Genomic DNA, 19,997 nt, shown 5'->3' with positions numbered 1-19,997 from the left:
CAAGGCGAAACAGCCCCCTCGGGGGGCAGCAACCCGCGCAGCGGCGGAGCGTGGGGGCCCTACCGATCCAGCCAGTCGCAGATGCCCTGCCACTGCTGCAGGTCTTTCTCCACCCGCCCCGGCGCCACGTCGAACAGCGTGAGCCCACGCGCGGCCAGGTGGATGTAGTTCTGCGTGTCGCGCAGATAGCCCAGCACCGGCAGGCCCAGGCCCGAGACGAACTCCTGCAGCTTGTCGGCCGCGATGGTGCGCGCATCCACCCGCATGCCCACGATGCCGATCTTGAGCTTGTCGGCGTTGCGGAACTCGGCGATTTCGTCGAGAAAGGCGCGCGTGGCGTAGATGTCGAAGATGCTGGGCTGCAGCGGCACCAGCACCTTGTCGGCCATGCGCATCACGTCCTTGAAGCGCCAGCCGTGCAGACCGGCGGGGGTGTCCAGCACCACGTGGGAGGTGCCGCGCGGAGGACGCGCGATCAGGTCGTGGGACACCTCCCAGGTGCGAATCGGGCGCGCGGCCGCAGGGCGCAGTTGCAGCCACAGTCGCGCCGACTGCTGGCGGTCGGCGTCTCCGAGCATGACGGCATGGCCCTGGGCGGCGAAATAGCCCGCCACATGGGTGGACAGGGTGGACTTCCCCACCCCGCCCTTGGGATTCGCAACCACCACGATAGGCATACCGACCTCCTCGTTGTCTGAAAACAGGCCCTATGGTATCGCCAGCCCCTCAGCGCCACGCGTCCCACACCAGCTTGACGCCCGTGAGAAACATGCCGGCGTAGACCATCCGGTAAAACAACCGCGGCTGGATGCGGTGCGCGATGCGCACCCCCACCCAGACCCCGATCGGCGCAAACGGCAGCAGCGCCAGCGAGGTCAACATGTTGCGCAGGTCCAGCAGGCCCAGCCAGGCGTAGGGAATCCACTTCGCGATGTTGATGAAGAAAAAGAAGAAGGCCATGGTGCCGGTGAACAGCACCGGCGAGAGCCGCAGCGGGATCACGTAGGCGTTGATCGGCGGGCCGCCCGCGTGGGCGATGAAGCTGGTGAACCCGGAGGTCGCCGTCAGGATGGCGCCCACCCATTTCGGCGGCGGCGGGCTGTCGGCCTTCGGCGGGAACAGCAGGCGCTGGGCCAGAAACAGCAGGGTGAAACCGCCCACGATGCCGGCCACCACCTTGGCGTCCAGCAGTTTGAACAACAGCGCGCCGACCACGATGCCGAGCAGGCCGAAGGGCAGCAGGAAACGCAGCAACCGGCGATCCACGTTCTTGCGAAACGCCGCCATGCCGAGCAGGTCCATCACCAGCAACACCGGCATCAGGATAGCCGCGGCCTGCGGCACCGTGACCGCCAACGCCATCATGGGCACGGCAAGCGAGCCGAAGCCGGCGCCAAAGCCGCTCTTGCTCACCCCCAGCAGCAGCACGGCGGGGATCGCCACCAGATAGAAATACGGATCGGTGATCAAGGATCAGACTTTTTCGATGACCAACGCAATCCCCTGCCCCACCCCGATGCACATGGTGCACAGCGCGTAGCGCCCGCCCGTGGCGTGCAGGCGGTTGACCGCCGTGGTGGCCAGGCGTGCGCCGCTGGCGCCCAGCGGGTGGCCCAGCGCGATGGCGCCGCCCCAGGCGTTGACGCGCTCATCGTCGTCCTGCAGGCCCAGGGTGCGCAAAACGGCCAGGCCCTGGGCGGCGAAGGCTTCGTTGAGTTCGATCACGTCGAGCTGCTCCAGCGTGAGGCCGGTGAGGGCCAGCACCTTCTGCGTGGCCGGGGCCGGGCCCATGCCCATGATGCGCGGGGCCACGCCGGCCGTGGCCATGCCGACGATGCGGGCCTTGGGGGTCAGACCGTTCTTCGCCGCCGTGGCTTCGTCGGCCAGCAGCAGGGCGCAGGCGCCGTCGTTCACGCCGCTGGCGTTGCCGGCCGTCACCGAGCCGTCCGGTTTGACCACGCCCTTGAGCCTGGCCAGGGCTTCGAGGCTGGTCTCGCGCGGGTGTTCGTCGGTGTCCACGATGAGGGCGTCGCCCTTCTTCTGCGGGAGGCTGACCGGGCAGATCTCGCGCGCCAGGTGGCCGGCTTTGATGGCCGCCACGGCTTTCATCTGGCTGGCCAGGGCCATGCGGTCCTGCGCTTCGCGCTCGATCTTGAACTCGGTCGCCACGTTCTCTGCCGTTTCGGGCATGGAATCGACGCCGTACTGGGCTTTCATGAGTTTGTTGACGAAGCGCCAGCCGATGGTGGTGTCGTAGACGGCGTTGTTGCGGCTGAAGGCGCTCTCGGCTTTGGGCATGACGAAGGGGGCGCGGCTCATGCTTTCCACGCCGCCGGCGATCATGAGGCCGGCCTCACCGGCCTTGATGGCGCGGGCGGCCGTGCCCACGGCGTCCAGGCCGGAGCCGCACAGGCGGTTGATGGTGGCGCCGGGCACGTCCAGCGGCAGGCCGGCGAGCAGGCTGCTCATGCGGGCGACGTTGCGGTTGTCCTCACCGGCCTGGTTGGCGCAGCCGTAGAGCACGTCGGTGATGGCGGCCCAGTCCACGCCCGGGTTGCGCGCCATCAGGGCGCGCAGCGGGATGGCGCCGAGGTCGTCGGTGCGCACGCTGCTGAGGGCGCCGCCATAGCGGCCGAAGGGGGTGCGGATCGCGTCGCAGATGTAGGCCTGGGTCATGGGGTGTCTCCTGAAGGTGGCAAGCGACTGTACCCAAGCCCACCCAGGGGCCGGGCCGCTTGCGGGACAATCCCCCCATGTTCAGTCCGTCCCAAACCGATGTGCGCCGCTTCTTCTGCGCGGTCTATGCCAAGAGCCTGCAACAGCAGCCCATGGAGGCCATCGAGATGCTGGCGGGCCAGTGGATCGCCGAGCACCCCGAGTACCACGCCGAGCTGGCCGACGTGGACGCCGCCCTGGCTCGCCTGGGCGAACCGGGCAGCGCCACCCGCGAGAACCCGTTCCTGCACCTGTCCATGCACCTGTCCATCAGCGAACAGTGCAGCATCGACCAGCCGCCGGGCATCCGCCAGGCGGTGGAGCTGCTGGCGGCGCGGCGCGGCGACCTGCACGCCGCGCACCACGAGGTGATGGAGTGCCTGGGCACCATGCTCTGGGAAAGCCAGCGCGCCGGCCGGCCGCCCGACGGCCAGGCCTATATCGACCAGGTGCGCCGCCGAGCGACGCAGGACTGAAATAAAAAAAACCGCTCATCGAGCGGCTTTTTCATGGGCGGTCACCGATCAGCGGAAACGCGACTGCGGCACGGTCTTGAGCTCACCGTCCAGCGAGGCCAGGTACTTGGCGATCTCGCGCATTTCGGCGGGTTTGAACTGCTTGGCGACGCCGGCCATGATGGGGTTGGAGCGGCCCACGACCTTGTTGCCTTCGACGGTGTAGGCCTTGAGCGCGACAAACAGGTAGTCGGCGTGCTGGCCACCGATCTTGGGGTAGCTCGGGTCGATCGGCTTGCTGAAGTTGGCACCGTGGCAGGACGCGCAGGCCCCTTTTTCGATCAGCGCCGCAGCGGCCACGTTGGCCGCCTTGGGGGCTTCGTCGGCGGGCTGGTCGCCCTGCGCGGTGTAGAACGCTGCGAGATCGGCCATGTCCTGCTCGGACAGCGAGCCCGCGATGCCGCGCATGGACGGGTGCTTGCGGTCGCCCTTCTTGTAGGCGGTCAGGGCGGAAACGATGTACTTGTCGGACTGCCCGGAGATCTTGGGCACCTTGTGGATCTCGGGAAAACTGTTCTGGTAGCCCGGAATGCCGTGGCAACCGATGCACATTTCAGCCTTCTTCTGGCCGGCTTCGGCGCTGCCGGTGACACCCTGAGCCTGAGCGCTCAGTGCTGCTGCGGAAAACGTCGCAGCGGCGACAACGGAACGGACGATCATGGGCAACAGTTGGTTCATTTTGCAAGCACAATGAGATGGATGATTGATAAAAATCAACGCTCGATTATATAGACTGGTCTATCACCCCCGACTTATTGATAACCCTGACGCCGCCGGCTTTCGCACCCCCGAGTCGCGCACAGAATGCCGCATCGGCCGGCCCCAAGGCCCTCCCGCCACCTCCACCACACCCGACCCCGTCCATGAAATTCCAAGGCTCCGAAAACTACGTCGCCACGCAAGACCTGATGCTGGCCGTCAACGCCGCCATCACGCTCAAGCGCCCGCTGCTCGTCAAGGGCGAGCCCGGCACCGGCAAGACCATGCTGGCCGAGGAAGTGGCGCAGGCGCTCAAGCTGCCGCTGCTGCAGTGGCACATCAAGAGCACCACCAAGGCGCAGCAGGGTCTGTACGAATACGACGCGGTGAGCCGCCTGCGCGACTCGCAGCTGGGCGACGAGAAGGTCAAGGACATCCACAACTACATCGTCAAGGGCGTGCTCTGGCAGGCCTTCACCGCCGACCAGCCGGTGGCGCTGCTGATCGACGAGATCGACAAGGCCGACATCGAATTTCCCAACGACCTGCTGCGCGAACTCGACCGCATGGAGTTCTACTGCTACGAGACGCGCGAGCTGGTGCGCGCCAAACACCGCCCACTGGTGTTCATCACCTCCAACAACGAAAAGGAACTGCCCGACGCCTTCCTGCGCCGCTGCTTCTTCCACTACATCAAGTTCCCCGACGCCGAGACCATGCACAAGATCGTGGACGTGCATTTCCCCGAGCTGAAAAAGGAACTGCTCACCGCCGCGATGAAGACCTTCTTCGACGTGCGCAACCTGCCCGGCCTGAAGAAGAAGCCGTCCACCAGCGAACTGCTGGACTGGCTCAAGCTCCTGATGGCCGAAGACATTCCGCTCGAAGCGCTGCAAAGCGCCGACAACAAGGTCAGCATCCCGCCGCTGGTGGGCGCATTGCTCAAGAACGAACAGGACACCACGCTGTTCGAGAAGCTGGTGTTCATGAACCAGAGGAACCGTTGAACGACAGTCCTTGCGCCCCCCATCCGGAGGTCTTGCCATGCTGATCGACTTCTTCTACACCCTGCGTTCGGCCAAGCTGCCGGTCTCGGTCAAGGAATACCTGACCCTGCTCGAAGCGCTGCAGGCCGATGTGGTGGGGCCGCGCAATCCCGATGCGTGTTCCATGGACGACTTCTATTACCTGGCGCGCACCGCGCTGGTGAAGGACGAGAAGCACTACGACAAGTTCGACCGCGCCTTTGCCGCCTACTTCAAGGGCGTGGAGCTGATCGCGGACTTCACCAAGCCCATTCCCGCCGACTGGCTGCGCCAGGAGATCGAGCGGCTGCTGTCCGACGAGCAGAAGGCGAACGCGCCCAAGATGGACTGGGACGAGCTGATGGAGACGCTCAAGAAGCGGCTCGAAGAACAGAAGGAGCGCCACGAGGGCGGCAGCAAGTGGATCGGCACCGGCGGCACCTCGCCGTTTGGCCACGGCGGGTCCAACCCCCAGGGCATCCGCATCGGTGGCAAGGGCGGCAACAAGACGGCCGTGAAGGTCTGGGACCAGCGCGCCTACCGCGACTACGACGACACGCAGGAGCTCGGCACGCGCAACATCAAGGTCGCGCTGCGCCGCCTGCGCAAGTTCGCGCGCGAGGGCAACGACTTCGAGCTGGACCTGCCCGACACGATCCGCGCCACCGCCGCCAACGCGGGCTGGCTCGACATCAAGATGATCCCGGAGCGGCACAACAACGTGAAGGTGCTGCTGCTGATGGACGTGGGCGGCACGATGGACGAACACATCCAGCGGGTGGAGGAGCTGTTCAGCGCCGTCAAGAGCGAGTTCAAGCACCTGGAGTTCTATTACTTCCACAACTGCGTGTACGACTTCATGTGGAAAAACAACCGGCGCCGCTACGCCGAGAAATTCCCGACCTGGGACATCATCCGCAAGTACAACAAGGACTACAAGCTGATCTTCGTGGGCGACGCGACCATGAGCCCCTACGAGATCCTGCAGCCCGGCGGCAGCGTGGAATACAACAACGAAGAGGCCGGCGCGGAGTGGTTGCAGCGGCTCACAAATGCTTTCCCGAAATTCGCCTGGATCAACCCCGAACCGCAGGGCGTGTGGCAGTATCGACAGAGCATCAGCGTTGTCCAGCAACTGATGGGCCAGCGCATGTACCCGCTGACCTTGAAGGGCCTGGAAGATGCCATGAGACTGTTGTCGAAATAAACACCGCATGAAATCTCCATTCCTGCGCCGCGCAGGATGGGCGCGACCGCCCCTGTGGCTGGTGGGCACGGTGGTCCTGCTTCCCCTCTGGGCGCTGGCCCAGGCCACCCCCCCGCCGGAGCCCGCGCCCGCCAACGGCACCCCCACCCCCGAGGCCGCCCAGGAGGCCACCGACGACGCTGCCGTGGAGACACTCGCGCCCTCGTCGATCCGCCGCACCCCGCGCACGCGTGCCCCGGCGCCGCCGCGCTTCGACGTCGACCTGCAGGCCGGCAACGACGAGCTGCGCGACTTTCTGCTGCGCCACATGGAGCTGATGCGCTTTCGCACGCTGCGCGACCTGGACGCCAGCGAGCTGGACCGGTTGCTGGGCAAGACGCCCGACGACCTGGGCAACCTGCTGGGCACGCTGGGCCATTTCGCGCCAGAGATCCACATCGACGAGCCTGCCGCCACCGGCCCCACCCCGCTGGGCACGGTGCGCATCCGGGTCGACCCGGGCCCGATCACCCGGGTCGAGTCGGCCGACCTCTATTTCCTGGGCGACATCGCCAACAACCCGCAGGCCACGGCGCAGCGCGAGGCCGTCACCCGCGCCTGGACGCTCAAACCCGGCCAGAGCTTCACCCAGGCCGATTGGAGCAGCGCCAAGACGAACGTGCTGCGCGCGCTCACCGCCCGCCGCTACCCCACGGGGCGCGTGGCCAACAGCCTGGCCGACATCGACCCCAAGACCCACAGCGCGCGCCTGAGCGTGGAGCTGGACTCGGGCGCGCCCCTGCGGGTGGGCGAGGTGCGCGTGGAAGGCGCCGAGCGCTACGAGGCCGCCACGGTCGAACACCTGGTGCACCTCTCCGGCCTCAGGCCCGGCAGCGACTACGACCTGGACCAGCTGCAGGACGCGCAGCAGCGCATCGCCGCGGCCGGCTCCTACGACTCGGTGTTCGTGTTCGTCGACACCGACCACCTGCAGGACGGCACCGCGCCGGTGGTGGTGCAACTGCGCGAGAGCCCGCGGCAAAAGCTGGTGCTCGGTGTGGGCGGCAGCACCGACAACGGCGCGCGCCTCTCGGCCGAGTACACCCACCACCGCGTGCCCGGCCTGGGCTGGCAGTCGGTGAACAAGCTGCAGCTGGAGCGCGAAGACCAGTTGCTCAGCAGCCAGTGGAGCGCGCCGGTGGACAGCCAGGGCTGGCGCTGGATCGCCAGCGCCCAGATGGCGCGCCAGATCGACGGCTTCGACACCACCACCAGCCAGCGCCTGCGCGCGGGCCGCTCGCAGGACAGCACCCCGCTGGACCGCAGTTACTTCCTGCAGTTCGAGCGCGCACGCGCGGAAAACGCCGTGCTCGGCAGCCCGGAAACCACCCACGCGGAATCGGCCCTCAGCGTCAACTACGCCTGGACGCGCCGCCGCTTCGACAGCATGCCCCTGCCCAAGACCGGCAACGGCCTGGGCATGGAGATCGGCGTGGGCACCACGCTGGAGAGCCCGCGCCGCCCCTTCGTGCGGCTGCACACCCGCTGGCTGAGCTACTGGCCCATCGACTCGGGCGTGTCCGCCCTGGCCAATTCGCTGGAGGGCCTGGTGCGCCGCGGTGCGCCGCCGCTGGGCGTGGCCCGCCCCAGCGACGACGAGACCGGCCAGGCCGGCCGGCTGGCGCTGCGCCTGGAAGGCGGCGCACTGTGGGCGCGCAAGGACGCCGGCATACCGGAAACCCTGCTCTACCTCACCGGCGGCGACACCAGCGTGCGCGGCTACGGCCTGCGCGACATCGGCATCCCCCAGGCCGACGGCGGGGTCTCGCCCGGGCGCTATTTGGCGGTGGCCAGCGTCGAGTGGCAGCGCCCGATCTGGCGCGACGGCGTGCGCACCCCCTGGGAAAGCGTGGTGTTCGTGGACGCCGGTGCCGTGGCCAACGAGCCGGGCGAGCTGCGCCCGCCGCAATGGGGCGTGGGCGCCGGCGTGCGCTACAACAGCCCGGTCGGCCCGCTGCAGCTGGACCTGGCCTACGGCGTGAAGCCCAAGGCCCTGCGCCTGCACTTCAACGTCGGCTTCACGTTCTGAGCCCCCGAGCCCACCGATGGACAGCGACCAGACCCCGCCCCCCGCCCCGCCCGGCGAAGCCCCGCGCGCGACGGCACCCAGGCGCTGGCGCGGCCTGCGCTGGCTGCTGCTGTGGTTGCTGGGCGCACCGGTCGCGCTGCTGGCGGCCGCGGTGCTGGCGCTGTGGCTCTGGGCCGCCAGCCCCGGCTCGCTCGGCCAGACCCTGGGCTGGGCGCAGGACTGGCTGGCCGAGCGCGCCGACACCCTGGGGCAACTCGAAACCGAAGGCGCCGTGGGCAGCCTGCACCATGGCGGCGCCATCGGGCGCCTGCGCTGGACGTTCAACGGCCTGGAGGTGCAGGCCCACGGCGTGCGCCTGCACTGGAACCCGCGCCTGTGGACCGACGCCCTGCTCGGGCGCGGCGTGCATCTGCAGGAACTCGCCATCGAACGGCTGGAAGTGCGCGACCAGCGCGCGCCCACGCCCCCGGGCGAACCGGTGCAGTCGCTCGCGCTGCCCCTGCCGGTGTCGCTGGCCTGGTCGGTCGGCCGCTTCACCTATGAAGGCGCGACCCCGCTCGCGCTCGACACCCTCCAGGGCCGCTACCGCTACGGCGACGCCCAGGCCGGCGACCGGACCGCGCTGGGTGAGCGGCCCGGCGTGCGGCAGACCCACCAGCTCAGCGTCGATTCGCTGCAACTGGCGCAGGGCCGCTACCGCCTGCAGGCCCTGCTCGGCGCGCAGGCCCCGATGCCACTGGTGTTGAGCGCCCAGGGCACGGTGCTGACCGAGCTGCCCGGCGGCTCGGCCCGCCTGGCGCTGCAGGCCACCGCCGCCGCCACAGGCACGCTGGCCGGCCGCGACGCCACCCTGGACGTGACGGCGGACGTGCGGCCCGGGCCGCCCGCCGCACCCGGTGCCACGCCACCAGCGCCCTCCAGCCCCGCCCCCGGCGACACGCCCACCCTCGCCGCCACCGCCCGCGTGATGCCCTGGGCCACCCAACCGCTGCAGGCCCTAGACGCCACCGCCCACCGGCTCGACCTGGCCACGCTCTGGCCGCAGGCCCCGGCCACGGCGCTCAGCGGCACGGTGCACGCACAACCCGACGGCCAGGCCTGGCTGGCCCGGGTGGACCTGAGCAACGCCAACAGCGGCCCCTGGGACCAGCAGCGCCTGCCGTTGCAAAGCCTGCAGGCCCGCCTGGAACAGCGCGGCGAGCGCTGGCTGCTGCCCGAGCTGGTGGCACAGATCGGGCGTGCCCGGGTGCAGGCCAGCGGCACATTCCAGCCCGCGGGCGCCGCCGGGCCAGCGCAATGGCAAGGCGAGCTGCAGGCCCGCAACCTGGACCCGGCGCAGCTGTGGAGCACGCTGGCCACCACCGCGCTCGACGCCACGCTCAGCGCCCGCACCGCCGCGCCCGCCGCAGCTGGCGGCACTGGCGGCCCGGCCCCGGCGGCGATCGATCTGGACGCGCGCGTCCTGTCCTCGCCCGGCCGACCCGCCAAGGCCCCACCCGGCCTGCGCCTGAACGAAGCGAAACTGAAAGGCCGCTGGACCCCCGCCGCGCCGACCAGCCCGGGCGGCACGGGCGGCGTATTCGAATTCACCGAAGCCGTGCTCGACGCCGCGCAGGCCCGCGCCAGCGCCCAGGGCCGGGTGGACCTCACGGCCAAGGCCTTCACCGGCCAGGCCACGCTGCGGCTGCCGGGCGCCAGCGGTCGCTTCGACGGCGCCCTGGCGCACGCCGATGGCCGGGGCGATCTGGCCCTGCGGGTCGATGAAGCCCGCCAGTTGCTGGCCTGGCTGCGCGGGCTGGACACGCTGCCGGTGATCGGCCCGCGTGTGGCCGAGTGGCTGGCGCAACAGCCCACGCTGCGCGAGCTGGCGCTGAGCGGCCAGGCCCGGCTCGCGGCGCGCTGGCAAGGCGGCCTGGCCGAGCTCGGCTACCCGGTCCCACCGGCCTCGACTGGCGGCGCAAGCGCCAGCCGCCCGGTGCCGCTGAAGCTGGAGGCCTCGCTGGACCTGCCCCAGCTCGATGCGGCGGGCGACACCCCCTGGCAGGTGCGCCAGCTGCGCCTACAGGCCAGCGGCCCCCTGACCGATCTGGCGCTGCAGCTCCGGGGCGAAGCGGCGCAGGCGCCGTGGCGCGGGGTGCTCGACACCCAGGGCCGCCTGCGCCACACCCGGGCCACGGCGAGCGCCCCCGCGTCCACCCTGCTCGACCTGCGCACGCTGCGGCTGAAGGCCAGCGACGCCTCACGGCCCGACCGCGTGGTGGACTGGACGCTCGACAGCAGCGCCCCCCTGTCGCTGGCCATGCAGACCGGCGCCGCCGACCTGGCCCTGCAGGCCGCTGCCGGCCAGTTGCAGCTGTTGCCCAGCGTGCGCGCGGTGGCGGGTGCGCCCACCACGGCCAGCGCCCGCGCCGCCGCGCCCATCGCCCCCCGTCCGCTCACGCTCGCCTGGGACAGCCTGAGCTGGCAGGCCGGCGCGTTCCAGAGCAAGGGGCAATTGCGCGGTCTGCCGCTGTCCTGGGTGGACGCGCTGGCCACCGCCGAGGGCCAGAGCAGCGGCCCGATCACCCAGGCCGGCGTGGCGGGCGACCTGCTGTTCGACGGCGACTGGGACCTGCTGCTGCCCGCCCAGGCCGGCACGCCACTGCGTCTGTCGGCCCGGCTGCAGCGCACCGGCGGCGACCTCTCGGTGCAGACCAGCGGCAACAACAACGCCAGTGCCCCCACAGGCACCGGCCGGAGCGCTGCCCAGCGGGTGCAGGCCGGCGTGCGCGAGGCGAGTCTGAGCCTGAGCGCCCAGGGCCGCACGGTGCAGGCCCGCCTGCGCTGGGACAGCGAGCGCCTGGGCCAGGCCAGCGCAAGCCTTGACACCGAACTCGCCGCCAACCCCGACGCCACCCCGGGCGTCAGCGCGCTCGACCGCTGGTGGCCCGCCGGCGCGCCCCTGCGCGGCACGCTCAGCGCGCAACTGCCTGAGGTGGGCGTGTGGTCGGCGCTGGCGCCACCGGGCTGGCGCATGCGCGGCACCCTGCAGGCCAGCGCCACGATCGGCGGCACGCGCGCTGTGCCGCAGTGGAACGGCACGCTGCAGGCCGACCAGTTGGCGCTGCGCTCGGTGGTGGACGGGTTCTCGTTCTCCAACGGCCAGCTGCGCGCCACGCTCACGGGCGACCGCGTCACCATCGAACGCTTCCACCTGCAGGGCCCGCGCGGCGCCGAAGTGGGTGGCGCGCTGGACGCCACCGGCGTGGCCCAGTGGCGCGCGGTGGAGCCCGGCGGGCGCCGCCAGACCTTCATCGACCTGCAGGCCACCGCCACCAAACTGCGCGTATCCACCCGGGCCGACCGCCGGCTCACCCTCTCGGGCCAGATCACGGCCCAGCTCGCCGGCCCGCTGCTCAACATCCGCGGCCGGCTCACCGCCGATTCGGCGCTCTTCATCCTGCCCGACGAACTCACCCCCTCGCTGGGCGCCGACGTGGTGGTGCGCGGCGGGCGCAACCTGCCCCCACCGACGACCGACGACGCTCAGCGCGTGCAGCCCGATGTGCTGGTCGATCTGGATCTGGGCGAGCAGTTCGAGGTGCGCGGCCGCGGCCTGCAGTCCCGCCTGAGCGGCCAGCTGCAGGTGCGCGCCACGCCCACGCAGCCCGAGCCGCGCGTGCTGGGCGAAGTGCGCGCCGTCAACGGCACCTACCGCGCCTACGGCCAGCGGCTCGCCATCGAAACCGGCGTGCTGCGCTTCACCGGGCCCTACGACAACCCCACGCTCGACATCGTCGCGGTGCGCCCGCAGGCGCGCGACGACAGCCAGCGCGTGGGCGTGCAGATCAGCGGCAGCGCGCAGACGCCGCGCGTGCGCCTGATCAGCACGCCGGAACTGCCGGACAGCGAAAAACTCGCCTGGCTGGTGCTGGGCCGCCCGGCCAGCGGCGCCGGCGCCGAAGCCGCCGTGCTGCAGCAGGCCGCGCTGGCCCTGCTAGCGGGCAACGAAGGCGGGCTCGACAGCCGCCTGGCCAGCGCCCTCGGGCTGGACGAACTGAGCTACCGGGGCGAAGGCACGGCCAGCAACGGCAGCACCACCGCGTCCGCAGTCACGATGGGCAAGCGCCTGTCGAGCCAGCTGTACCTGACCTACGAACGCAGCCTGGCCGGCGCCATGGGCACGGTGTCCATGTTCTACGACCTGTCACGCCGCCTGACGCTGCGCGCCCGCGCGGGCGAAGAAAACGCGCTGGATCTGATCTTCACCCAAAGATTCGATTGACCCCATCAGGCCGCTTCGGCCAAGGCGGCCTGGTTGGCCGCCACCGCGGTGTGGCTCTGGATCTCGCTCTCGGCCGTGGCCAGGGCTTGGGCCTTGGCGTCCGGGCCCATGGCCACGCCTTCGGCGCGCACAAAGCGCACATCGGTGATGCCCAGGAAGCCGAACACGGTCTGCAGGTAGCTCTCCTGGTGTTCCATGGCGCGACCGGCTTCGCTGGTCGAATACACGCCGCCGCGCGTGATGGCCACGATCACCGTCTTGCCGCCGGCCAGGCCCACCGGGCCGGTTTCGGTGTACTTGAAGGTGCGGCCGATCTGGGCCACGCGGTCGATCCAGGCCTTGAGCTGGCTGGGCACCGAGAAGTTGTAGAGCGGCGCGCCGATCACGATCACGTCGGCGGCCAGGAACTGGCTCACCAGCGCTTCGGACAGCGCGTTTTCTTCACGCTGGATCGCGGTTTCGGCAGCCTGACCGGTGCGGAAGCCCAGCGCGTCGGCACCCAGGTGGGGCACCACGTCGGCGGCCAGGTCCAGGTGCTGCACCCGCGTGCCGGGGTGGGTGGCGACCCAGGCGGCCACGGTGCGGGCGCTGAGCTGGCGGGAAACGGACTGTTCGCCGGTGATGGCGGAATCGATGTGCAGCAGTTGCATGGTGATCTCCTGAAAGCGGAAAGAGGAACCACGTGACGTGGCGGTGGATAGATTGTCTTTTTGTATCGATTCACTGATAAGTCGGTGTTTATGAGATTCATCGTTCCATAATCAGGACAATCAATCGGAAAGAGCGCCATGCAGGACCTGAACGACATGCTGTATTTCGCCGAAGTCGTGGAGCGCGGTGGCTTCGCGGCGGCCGGGCGGGCGCTGGGCCTGCCCAAGTCGCGGCTGTCGCGCCGCGTGGCCGGTCTGGAGGCGCAGCTGGGTGTGCGACTGCTGCAGCGCACCACGCGCAAGCTCTCGCTCACCGAGGTCGGCGAGGCCTACCTGCGCCACTGCCAGGCGCTGCGCGAATCGGCCCAGGCCGCGGCCGACACCGTGGCCCAGGTGCAGACCGAACCGTGCGGCACCCTCCGCGTGGCCTGCCCGGTCACGCTGGCGCAGACGGTGCTGGCCGAGCTGATGCCCGACTTCCTGGCGCGTTACCCGCTGGTACGCGTGGAAATGCTGGTGAGCAACCGCGTGGTGAATCTGGTGGAAGAAGGCGTGGACGTGGCGCTGCGCGTGCGCACCTCGCTGGACGACAGCGGCAGCCTGGTGATCAAGCGCCTGGGCGACGACGAACCCTTGCTGGTGGCCAGCCCCGCCCTGCTGGCCCGCCAGGGCACGCCCACCACGCTGGACGAACTGAGCCGGCTCGACAGCATGGCCATGTCCACCACCGACGGCCGCGCCAGCATCCCCCTGACGGGGCCGGACGGGCGCCAGACCATCCTGCAGCACACCCCGCGCTACGTGGCCGACGATCTGCTCACGCTGCACGTGGCCGCGCTCGCCGGCACCGGCATGTGCTGGCTGCCCAGCTACATGTGCGAAGACGATCTGCGCCAGGGCCGGCTGGTCCGGCTGCTGCCCGACTGGCAGACGCCGCGCGGCCTGGTGCACGCGGTGTTCCCCTCGCGCCGCGGCCTCACCCCCGCCGTGCGCTGCTTCCTCGATTTTCTGGGCGAACACGTGCCCACCCACAGCAGCCTGCTGGGCAGCGAAACCCCCGGGCAGGTGCCGTGAGCCAGAGGCCCGCGCGGACCCCCTTTACAATGCGCCGTTCCCTGCGGCCATAGTTCAATGGATAGAACGGGCCCCTCCTAAGGGCCAGATGTAGGTTCGATTCCTACTGGCCGCACCACCACCCCAGAGCCGCCATTCGCCAAGCGCCGCACCCGGTCGGCGGCGATGGGCGCCCACCGGCCCGCTCAGGGCTCGCCGATGTCCTCGTTCCAGAGCTGCGGCTGGGCGGCGATGAAATCGCGCATCAGGCCCACGCAGGTCGGGTCCTGACGGACCTCCACCGCCACTCCCCGGCTGCGCAGCAGGTCCTCGTCGCCCATGAAGGTCTGGTTTTCGCCGATCACCACCTTTGGAATGCCATACAGCAGGATGGCGCCGCTGCACATGGGGCACGGCGAGAGCGTGGTGTAGAGCACCGACTCGCGGTAGACCTGCGCGCTCTGGCGGCCCGCGTTTTCAAAGGCGTCCATCTCGCCGTGCAGGATCGCGCTGCCCTGCTGCACGCGGCGGTTGTGACCGCGCCCGATGATCTTGCCCTGGTGCACGATGACCGAGCCGATGGGAATGCCGCCCTCATCCCGGCCGGCCTGGGCTTCGTCGATCGCGGCTTGCAGAAACGGGTCCATGTCTTCTGTCCTTCCTGGGTCGTGGGTTGAAAACGAAACGCCTGCTGTCGGGGAGATTGTGTCCGCACCGACCACCGCGATGTGGCGAGCACTCCACGCGCGGCCAGAAAAATCGGCGATGGCCCCAGTACGGCCACCCGGTGCACCGCCGAACCCGGCCGACCGCTCGTCGGCGCGCACCGGGCTCGTGTCGAAAACCGCGGGTCTGGTCCGTCGTTCCCATGCACGACCCCGAAACCACCCTTGAAAGGAAACCCATGCCACAGCTGTGTGCCTACCTGTCCTTCGACGGCGACTGCGCCGAAGCCATGGCGTTCTACGCCAAGGTGCTCGACGCCAAGCTCGAAGCCCTGATCACGTTCGGGCAGATGCCCGACGGCGACCCGGTGCCGCCCGAACACGCCGACAAGATCATGCACGCCTACCTGGCGCACCCCGACTTCGCCCTGATGGCCGGCGACACACCGCCCGGCATGCCCTTCGATGGCATGAAGGGCGTGATGATGGCGCTGACCTACCCCGGCGTGGCCGACGCCGAACGCGTGTTCAACGCCCTCGCCCAAGGCGGCACCGTACAGATGCCCCTGGCCGCCACCTTCTGGGCCGCCACCTTCGGCATGCTGACCGACCGGTTTGGCACGGCCTGGGCGGTGAACGGGGGGCCGAAGGAGATGCGGCCGACCTGACGGCGATGGGATCCTGCGGACCGATCCCTGGCGCCGAAGCGCCCTACCGCGCCCGCAGCGTCCGGCTCAACAGAATCACGGGCACCAGCCCCACCAGCACCAGCGTGAGCGCGGGCAAGGCGGCTTCGCCCAGGCGCTCGTCGCGTGCGAGCTGGTAGGTCACCACGGCCAGGGTGTCGCTGTTGAAGGGGCGCAGCACCAGCGTGGCGGGCAGTTCCTTCATGACGTCCACGAACACCAGCAGCAGGGCGGCGGCGGTGGAGCGCTTGAGCAGCGGCCAGTGCACGCGCGCGGCCAGGCCGGCGCCGGTGGTGCCGAGCATGCGGGCCGAGTCGTCCAGGCTGCCGGGGATGCGGGCGTAGCCGCTCTGCACCGACTGCAGCGCCACCGCGGTGAAACGCACCAGGTAGGCCCAGACGATGCCCAGCACGGTGGCGGTGACGAAGTAGCCCACGCTGGTCTCGGGCCGGACCATCTGCACCCAACCCACCGGCAGCAGGATGCCGACCACGATCACCGCGCCCGGCACCGCGTAGCCCAGGCTGGCGAGCTGCACCACGCCGCGCGTGACCACGCCGGGTCGCGCGCGCAGCGCGAACGCCAGCGCCAGCGCGATGAAGGTGGCCAGCGCGGCGCTCAGGCCGGCGAGCCAGACGCTGTTGCGCGACCACTGCACGAACATGGTCCAGGGCAGTTCGTCCCAGCCGCCGATGAGCGGGCGCAGCATGAAGAGCACGGGCAGGACGAACCCGAACAGGATGGGCAGGCCGCAGGCCACCACGGCCAGCACCGCGCGACCGCCGCGCAGGCGCACCGGCTGCGCCTCGGCGCTGCCTGCGCGCTGGCCGCGCAGCGAGGCAAAGCGCATGCGGTGCTGGGCGCGGCGCTCCAGCCAGAGCAGCAGGGCCACGGTGGCGAGCAGCACGGTGGCCAGCTGCGCGGCGGCCAGGCGGTTGTCCATGGAGAGCCAGGCTTTGTAGATGCCGGCGGTGAAGGTCTGGATGCCGAAGTAGCTGGCCACGCCGAAGTCGGCCAGGGTTTCCATGAGCGCGAGCGCCACGCCAGCGGCCACGGCCGGGCGCGCCAGCGGCAGCGCCACCTCGCGGATGCGCCGGGCCAGCGGTGCGCCGAGCAGGCGCGCCGCTTCCATCAGCTGGGCAGCGCGTTCGGCCAGCGCGGTACGCGCCAGCAGGTACACATAGGGGTAGAGCGAAAAGGTGAACACCCAGACCGCACCGGGCGTGTTGCGGATTTCGGGGAACACCCGCCCGCTCAGGCCGAAACCTTCGCGCAGGCCCACCTGCAGCGGGCCGCTGAACTGGAGGAAGTCGGTGTAGGCGTAAGCGACCACGTAGGCCGGCATGGCCAGGGGCAGCAGCAGCGCCCATTCAAAGAAGCGCCGGCCGGGGAAGTCGAACAGGGTGACCGCGCTGGCGGTGGTCATGCCCACCACGGCCACGCCCACCGCGACGCTCACGCACAGCAGCAGCGTGGTGAGCGCGTACTCCGGCAGCACGGTCTGCGCCATCTGGCTGAGCACATCGCGCGCCACGGCGTCGAACTGCAGCCAGGACGCCCCGAGCGCGAGCACGGGCAGCGTCAGCGCCAGGGCCAGCAGGAGCAACAGGGTCGGGGCCAGCCAGCGCAGCATGAAGGGCAATGGAGGTGGGTGAGGAAACGGACGGGGGTAATGGGCGCAAACAACGCGTGGATGATGGCACGGCCCACACGCCACAGGACCAGGGTCGGACATTGACGCGCATCAACACAAATGAGAATTGTAGTTATCTACAATCAGTGCCATGTTCCTGAACGTCTCGCAACTGCGTGTGCACTACGCCGACCAGCCGCAAGCGGCGGTGGACGGCGTGTCGCTGGGCCTGCGTGCCGGCGACATCGGCGTGCTGATCGGCCCTTCGGGCTGCGGCAAGACCACGCTGCTGCGCGCCGTGGCCGGGCTGGAGCGCGCCAGCAGCGGCAGCATCACGCTCGAAGGCGAGACCGTGAGCGACGGCCAGCGCCACATGCCGGCCGAGCAGCGCCGCATTGGCATGGTGTTCCAGGACTACGCGCTGTTTCCGCACCTGGACGTGGGCCGCAACGTGGCCTTCGGCATCGACCGCCTGCCACGCGCCGAACGCGAGGCCCGCGTGGCCGAGGTGCTCCAGCTGGTGGGGCTGGACGGCCTGCAGCGCCGCTTTCCGCACGAACTCTCGGGCGGGCAGCAGCAGCGTGTGGCGCTGGCCCGCGCGCTGGCGCCGCGCCCGCGCCTGCTGCTGCTGGACGAGCCGTTTTCCAACCTCGACGTGGACCTGCGCGAGCGCCTGGCGCACGAGGTGCGCGGCATCCTGAAGGCCGCGGGCGCCACCGCCCTGTTCGTCACGCACGACCAGCTCGAAGCCTTTGCCATTGGCGACGTGATCGGCGTCATGCACGAGGGCCATCTGCACCAGTGGGACGACGCCTACGCGCTCTACCACCGCCCGGCCACGCGCTTTGTGGCCGAGTTCATCGGCCACGGGGTGTTCGCGCCGGCGCAGATCCAGCTGGTGGGCACCGAGGTGTCGGTGCAGACGCCGCTGGGCGCGCTGCACGACGTGGACGAATGCCCGCTGCCCAGCGCCTACGAGGCGGGGCTGTGCGACGTGCTGCTGCGCGCCGACGACATCGTGCACGACGACGGCGCGCCGGCCAAGGCGCAGATCATCCGCAAGGCGTTTCGCGGCTCCGAATTTCTCTACACCCTGCGCCTGGCCAGTGGCGAGGTGCTGATGACCCACGTGCCCTCGCACCACAACCACGCGGTGGGCGAGTGGATCGGCATCCGCGCCGAGGTGGACCACGTGGTCACGTTCGCGCGCGGCGCCGGCGCCACCTCGCCACCCGCGCCGGGCGCCAAGAGGCCGGTCGCCGACACCCTCCTCTGATCGGGTTCGGCGGTCCGCTGCGGCTGCGGGCAGCACCCACCCGGGTGGCACGTTGAGGACGGCGCACTCGCGGCGCCCTCCTCAACCGCACGGCAAGCTCAGAACTTCAGGTTCACGCCCGCGTACACCGTGCGGCCCATGCCCGGCACGGCCGTGCCCCACTGCGGGTGGTTGGGCAGCATGGGTTTGCTCATCGTGGTGCCCTGGCCGACGCAGGCGCCGCCCGTGGGCGTCCACCAGTCGTTGATGCGGTAGCGCTGCAGATCCGTGCCCGCGCGCAGGCGGTCGCTTTCACCCATGTTTGGCGCGCGCCTCGGCCAGGATGCCGCCGCCGAGGGCAGGCTGGACACGCCCCCGGCGCCGTCGAGGCTCACGCCGGGGATGTCCTGCAGCAGATGGGCGGTGCCGCGTGGGCCGCCCAGGCCGTGGCCAGGCGCCCGGGGGCGGTGCTCGACCAGTCGCGCACGGCGCGCACCGGTCCGCTCTTGCGGCTGCGCGGGGGCAACAGTTGCGCCAACGCACGGCACACGGTCTCGGTCTTCGCATCGACCACCTGCGCCACCTCGCGCAGGGTGGGCAAGGCGTCGCGGATGGCATCGGCCTCACCACCCAACGCCCTCCCGTCGGGCCGCCACTCCAGGCCCATCAGGCACAGCAGGTGGGTGATGCGCTGCGGCACGCTGCCGGTGCGCAGGGCGGTCATGTCTTCGCTGCGGTCCTGGTGCTGCAGCAGGGCTTGCTGCAGCAGCGGCACGCGCGGACCGCTGGCGCCCAGCGGCACGGGCACCAGACGGCAGGCGGTGAAGGCGGTGGCGCTGAACTGGTAGCGCCGCTCGCACAGGGCATCGATGCCGATCAGATCGCCCGGCAGGGCAAGCTGCACCGGCTGGCGGATCGGACCGCTGTCGCGGTCGAGGCGAACGACGCCTTCAACCACGCGCCACACGGGGCCGGTTTCACCGGCGAGAAAAACGGACTCGGCCTTCGCAAAGGCGCGCGCGTCCGGACGGACGGAGGGGGTCATGAGGGGCTCCTGAAACTGACGAACCGGCCGCCGATGGCGTGCAGCGGCGGCAAGACGGGGGCCTCCACAACGGGAGGCCGGTGGGTCAGACCAGGAGCGGGGGACCGCGCGCGGCGGGGTGAGGCGCTGCGCAGGACAGCGCGGCACGGGCGATGTACCCGGGTGGGGAACGCTGGCCGGGCAGGACCGCCACGGCCGGTAGACTCGGGATCAGCGGCGCAAACCGTTCGGCCGCCAGGCTGCAATGGCCACAGAAATCCAGCGCGTGGGCCAGATCGTCGGCATCGGCCGCGGCGCCTTGCGGGGTGGGGGCCCGCAGCTGCACCCAGCGCATCCCGCTGGGGGTGCAGATTTCCACCCAGTCGCCCACCCCGCGCGTGAAGGCCAGCGTGCGCGAGATGGCCGGCGCGAGCGCGGCCAGCAGCATCGCGCCCAGCAGGGCGCGCGCAAGCAGGCGCATCGGGCGGACCGGCATGGGTTTTTCGGATCAGACGAAGGCGACTCGGCGCAGACCGTC

The 19,997-nt window shown here is 70.3% G+C and carries 18 protein-coding genes and 1 tRNA gene; 9 read left to right on the top strand and 10 right to left on the bottom strand.

The genetic code is table 11. The features are described 5' to 3' along the window. Positions 1 to 59: 59 nt before the first annotated feature. The 3 genes from KIH07_RS08865 to pcaF are packed head-to-tail and all read right to left on the bottom strand — an operon-like array spanning position 60 to position 2,676. Entirely contained in the window at positions 60 to 677 is a 618-nt protein-coding gene (locus KIH07_RS08865; RefSeq protein ID WP_226491620.1) for a ParA family protein, read from the bottom strand. Positions 678 to 726: 49 nt separating this feature from the next. Further along, positions 727 to 1,470: a sulfite exporter TauE/SafE family protein gene (locus KIH07_RS08860; RefSeq protein WP_226491619.1), complete on the bottom strand. Its 744-nt coding sequence runs from the start codon at positions 1,468 to 1,470 to the stop codon at positions 727 to 729. 3 nt (positions 1,471 to 1,473) lie between these two features. After that, positions 1,474 to 2,676, bottom strand: a complete 1,203-nt coding sequence (gene pcaF / locus KIH07_RS08855) for a 3-oxoadipyl-CoA thiolase (protein ID WP_226491618.1) — start codon at positions 2,674 to 2,676, stop codon at positions 1,474 to 1,476. A 77-nt stretch (positions 2,677 to 2,753) separates the two neighbouring features. Here pcaF and KIH07_RS08850 point away from each other — a divergent pair, with 77 nt between their 5' ends. Next, on the top strand, positions 2,754 to 3,191 hold the full coding sequence (locus KIH07_RS08850; RefSeq protein ID WP_226491617.1) for a DUF1841 family protein: 438 nt from the start codon (positions 2,754 to 2,756) through the stop codon (positions 3,189 to 3,191). A 48-nt stretch (positions 3,192 to 3,239) separates the two neighbouring features. Here KIH07_RS08850 and KIH07_RS08845 read toward each other — a convergent pair whose 3' ends face one another. Further along, the gene (locus tag KIH07_RS08845; protein ID WP_226491616.1) at positions 3,240 to 3,908 is read right to left on the bottom strand and encodes a c-type cytochrome; all 669 of its coding nucleotides are present in this window, start codon (positions 3,906 to 3,908) and stop codon (positions 3,240 to 3,242) included. Positions 3,909 to 4,093: 185 nt separating this feature from the next. On the opposite strand from KIH07_RS08845, the gene KIH07_RS08840 reads away from it, so the two are divergent. From KIH07_RS08840 to KIH07_RS25340, 4 genes are read left to right on the top strand one after another with little or no spacing between them, the layout of a single operon-like run. After that, complete coding sequence (locus tag KIH07_RS08840) at positions 4,094 to 4,936, top strand: AAA family ATPase (RefSeq protein ID WP_226491615.1); 843 nt, start codon at positions 4,094 to 4,096, stop codon at positions 4,934 to 4,936. 37 nt (positions 4,937 to 4,973) lie between these two features. Then, the gene (locus KIH07_RS08835) at positions 4,974 to 6,161 is read left to right on the top strand and encodes a vWA domain-containing protein (protein WP_226491614.1); all 1,188 of its coding nucleotides are present in this window, start codon (positions 4,974 to 4,976) and stop codon (positions 6,159 to 6,161) included. Between the two features lie 7 nt (positions 6,162 to 6,168). Then, positions 6,169 to 8,229 carry an autotransporter assembly complex protein TamA gene (locus KIH07_RS08830; protein ID WP_226491613.1) on the top strand — a complete coding sequence of 687 codons (2,061 nt, stop codon included), beginning with the start codon at positions 6,169 to 6,171 and terminating at the stop codon, positions 8,227 to 8,229. 16 nt (positions 8,230 to 8,245) lie between these two features. Then, positions 8,246 to 12,493: a translocation/assembly module TamB domain-containing protein gene (locus KIH07_RS25340; RefSeq protein WP_264181822.1), complete on the top strand. Its 4,248-nt coding sequence runs from the start codon at positions 8,246 to 8,248 to the stop codon at positions 12,491 to 12,493. 5 nt (positions 12,494 to 12,498) lie between these two features. Here the strand turns inward: KIH07_RS25340 and KIH07_RS08815 are convergent, their stop codons facing one another. Further along, positions 12,499 to 13,143: an FMN-dependent NADH-azoreductase gene (locus KIH07_RS08815; protein WP_226491612.1), complete on the bottom strand. Its 645-nt coding sequence runs from the start codon at positions 13,141 to 13,143 to the stop codon at positions 12,499 to 12,501. A 138-nt stretch (positions 13,144 to 13,281) separates the two neighbouring features. Between KIH07_RS08815 and KIH07_RS08810 the strand changes: the two genes are divergently transcribed. Beyond that, on the top strand, positions 13,282 to 14,217 hold the full coding sequence (locus tag KIH07_RS08810) for a LysR substrate-binding domain-containing protein (RefSeq protein WP_226491611.1): 936 nt from the start codon (positions 13,282 to 13,284) through the stop codon (positions 14,215 to 14,217). A 43-nt stretch (positions 14,218 to 14,260) separates the two neighbouring features. Further along, positions 14,261 to 14,335: transfer RNA gene (locus tag KIH07_RS08805), tRNA-Arg, on the top strand. Positions 14,336 to 14,402: 67 nt separating this feature from the next. On the opposite strand, the gene KIH07_RS08800 is transcribed toward KIH07_RS08805, so the two are convergent. Further along, on the bottom strand, positions 14,403 to 14,843 hold the full coding sequence (locus tag KIH07_RS08800) for a nucleoside deaminase (RefSeq protein WP_068167234.1): 441 nt from the start codon (positions 14,841 to 14,843) through the stop codon (positions 14,403 to 14,405). Between the two features lie 257 nt (positions 14,844 to 15,100). Here KIH07_RS08800 and KIH07_RS08795 point away from each other — a divergent pair, with 257 nt between their 5' ends. After that, positions 15,101 to 15,529: a VOC family protein gene (locus tag KIH07_RS08795; protein ID WP_226491610.1), complete on the top strand. Its 429-nt coding sequence runs from the start codon at positions 15,101 to 15,103 to the stop codon at positions 15,527 to 15,529. Between the two features lie 43 nt (positions 15,530 to 15,572). Here the strand turns inward: KIH07_RS08795 and KIH07_RS08790 are convergent, their stop codons facing one another. Then, the gene (locus KIH07_RS08790) at positions 15,573 to 17,180 is read right to left on the bottom strand and encodes an ABC transporter permease (protein ID WP_226491609.1); all 1,608 of its coding nucleotides are present in this window, start codon (positions 17,178 to 17,180) and stop codon (positions 15,573 to 15,575) included. Positions 17,181 to 17,331: 151 nt separating this feature from the next. On the opposite strand from KIH07_RS08790, the gene KIH07_RS08785 reads away from it, so the two are divergent. Continuing rightward, positions 17,332 to 18,456 (top strand): ABC transporter ATP-binding protein, encoded by a 1,125-nt coding sequence (locus tag KIH07_RS08785; protein WP_226491608.1) that lies wholly within the window; start codon positions 17,332 to 17,334, stop codon positions 18,454 to 18,456. A gap of 98 nt (positions 18,457 to 18,554) precedes the next feature. Here the strand turns inward: KIH07_RS08785 and KIH07_RS08780 are convergent, their stop codons facing one another. The 3 genes from KIH07_RS08780 to KIH07_RS08770 form a co-directional block, all read right to left on the bottom strand. Continuing rightward, positions 18,555 to 18,755, bottom strand: a complete 201-nt coding sequence (locus KIH07_RS08780) for a hypothetical protein (RefSeq protein ID WP_226491607.1) — start codon at positions 18,753 to 18,755, stop codon at positions 18,555 to 18,557. Positions 18,756 to 18,826: 71 nt separating this feature from the next. Next, the gene (locus tag KIH07_RS08775; protein WP_226491606.1) at positions 18,827 to 19,480 is read right to left on the bottom strand and encodes a hypothetical protein; all 654 of its coding nucleotides are present in this window, start codon (positions 19,478 to 19,480) and stop codon (positions 18,827 to 18,829) included. Positions 19,481 to 19,565: 85 nt separating this feature from the next. Then, on the bottom strand, positions 19,566 to 19,955 hold the full coding sequence (locus tag KIH07_RS08770; protein WP_226491605.1) for a DUF2946 family protein: 390 nt from the start codon (positions 19,953 to 19,955) through the stop codon (positions 19,566 to 19,568). Positions 19,956 to 19,997: the final 42 nt, after the last annotated feature.

Source organism: Hydrogenophaga taeniospiralis (assembly GCF_020510445.1).
GTDB lineage: Bacteria > Pseudomonadota > Gammaproteobacteria > Burkholderiales > Burkholderiaceae_C > Hydrogenophaga.
Note: the sequence above shows the minus strand (reverse complement) of the source record. Positions and strands in the feature narration are given on the sequence as shown.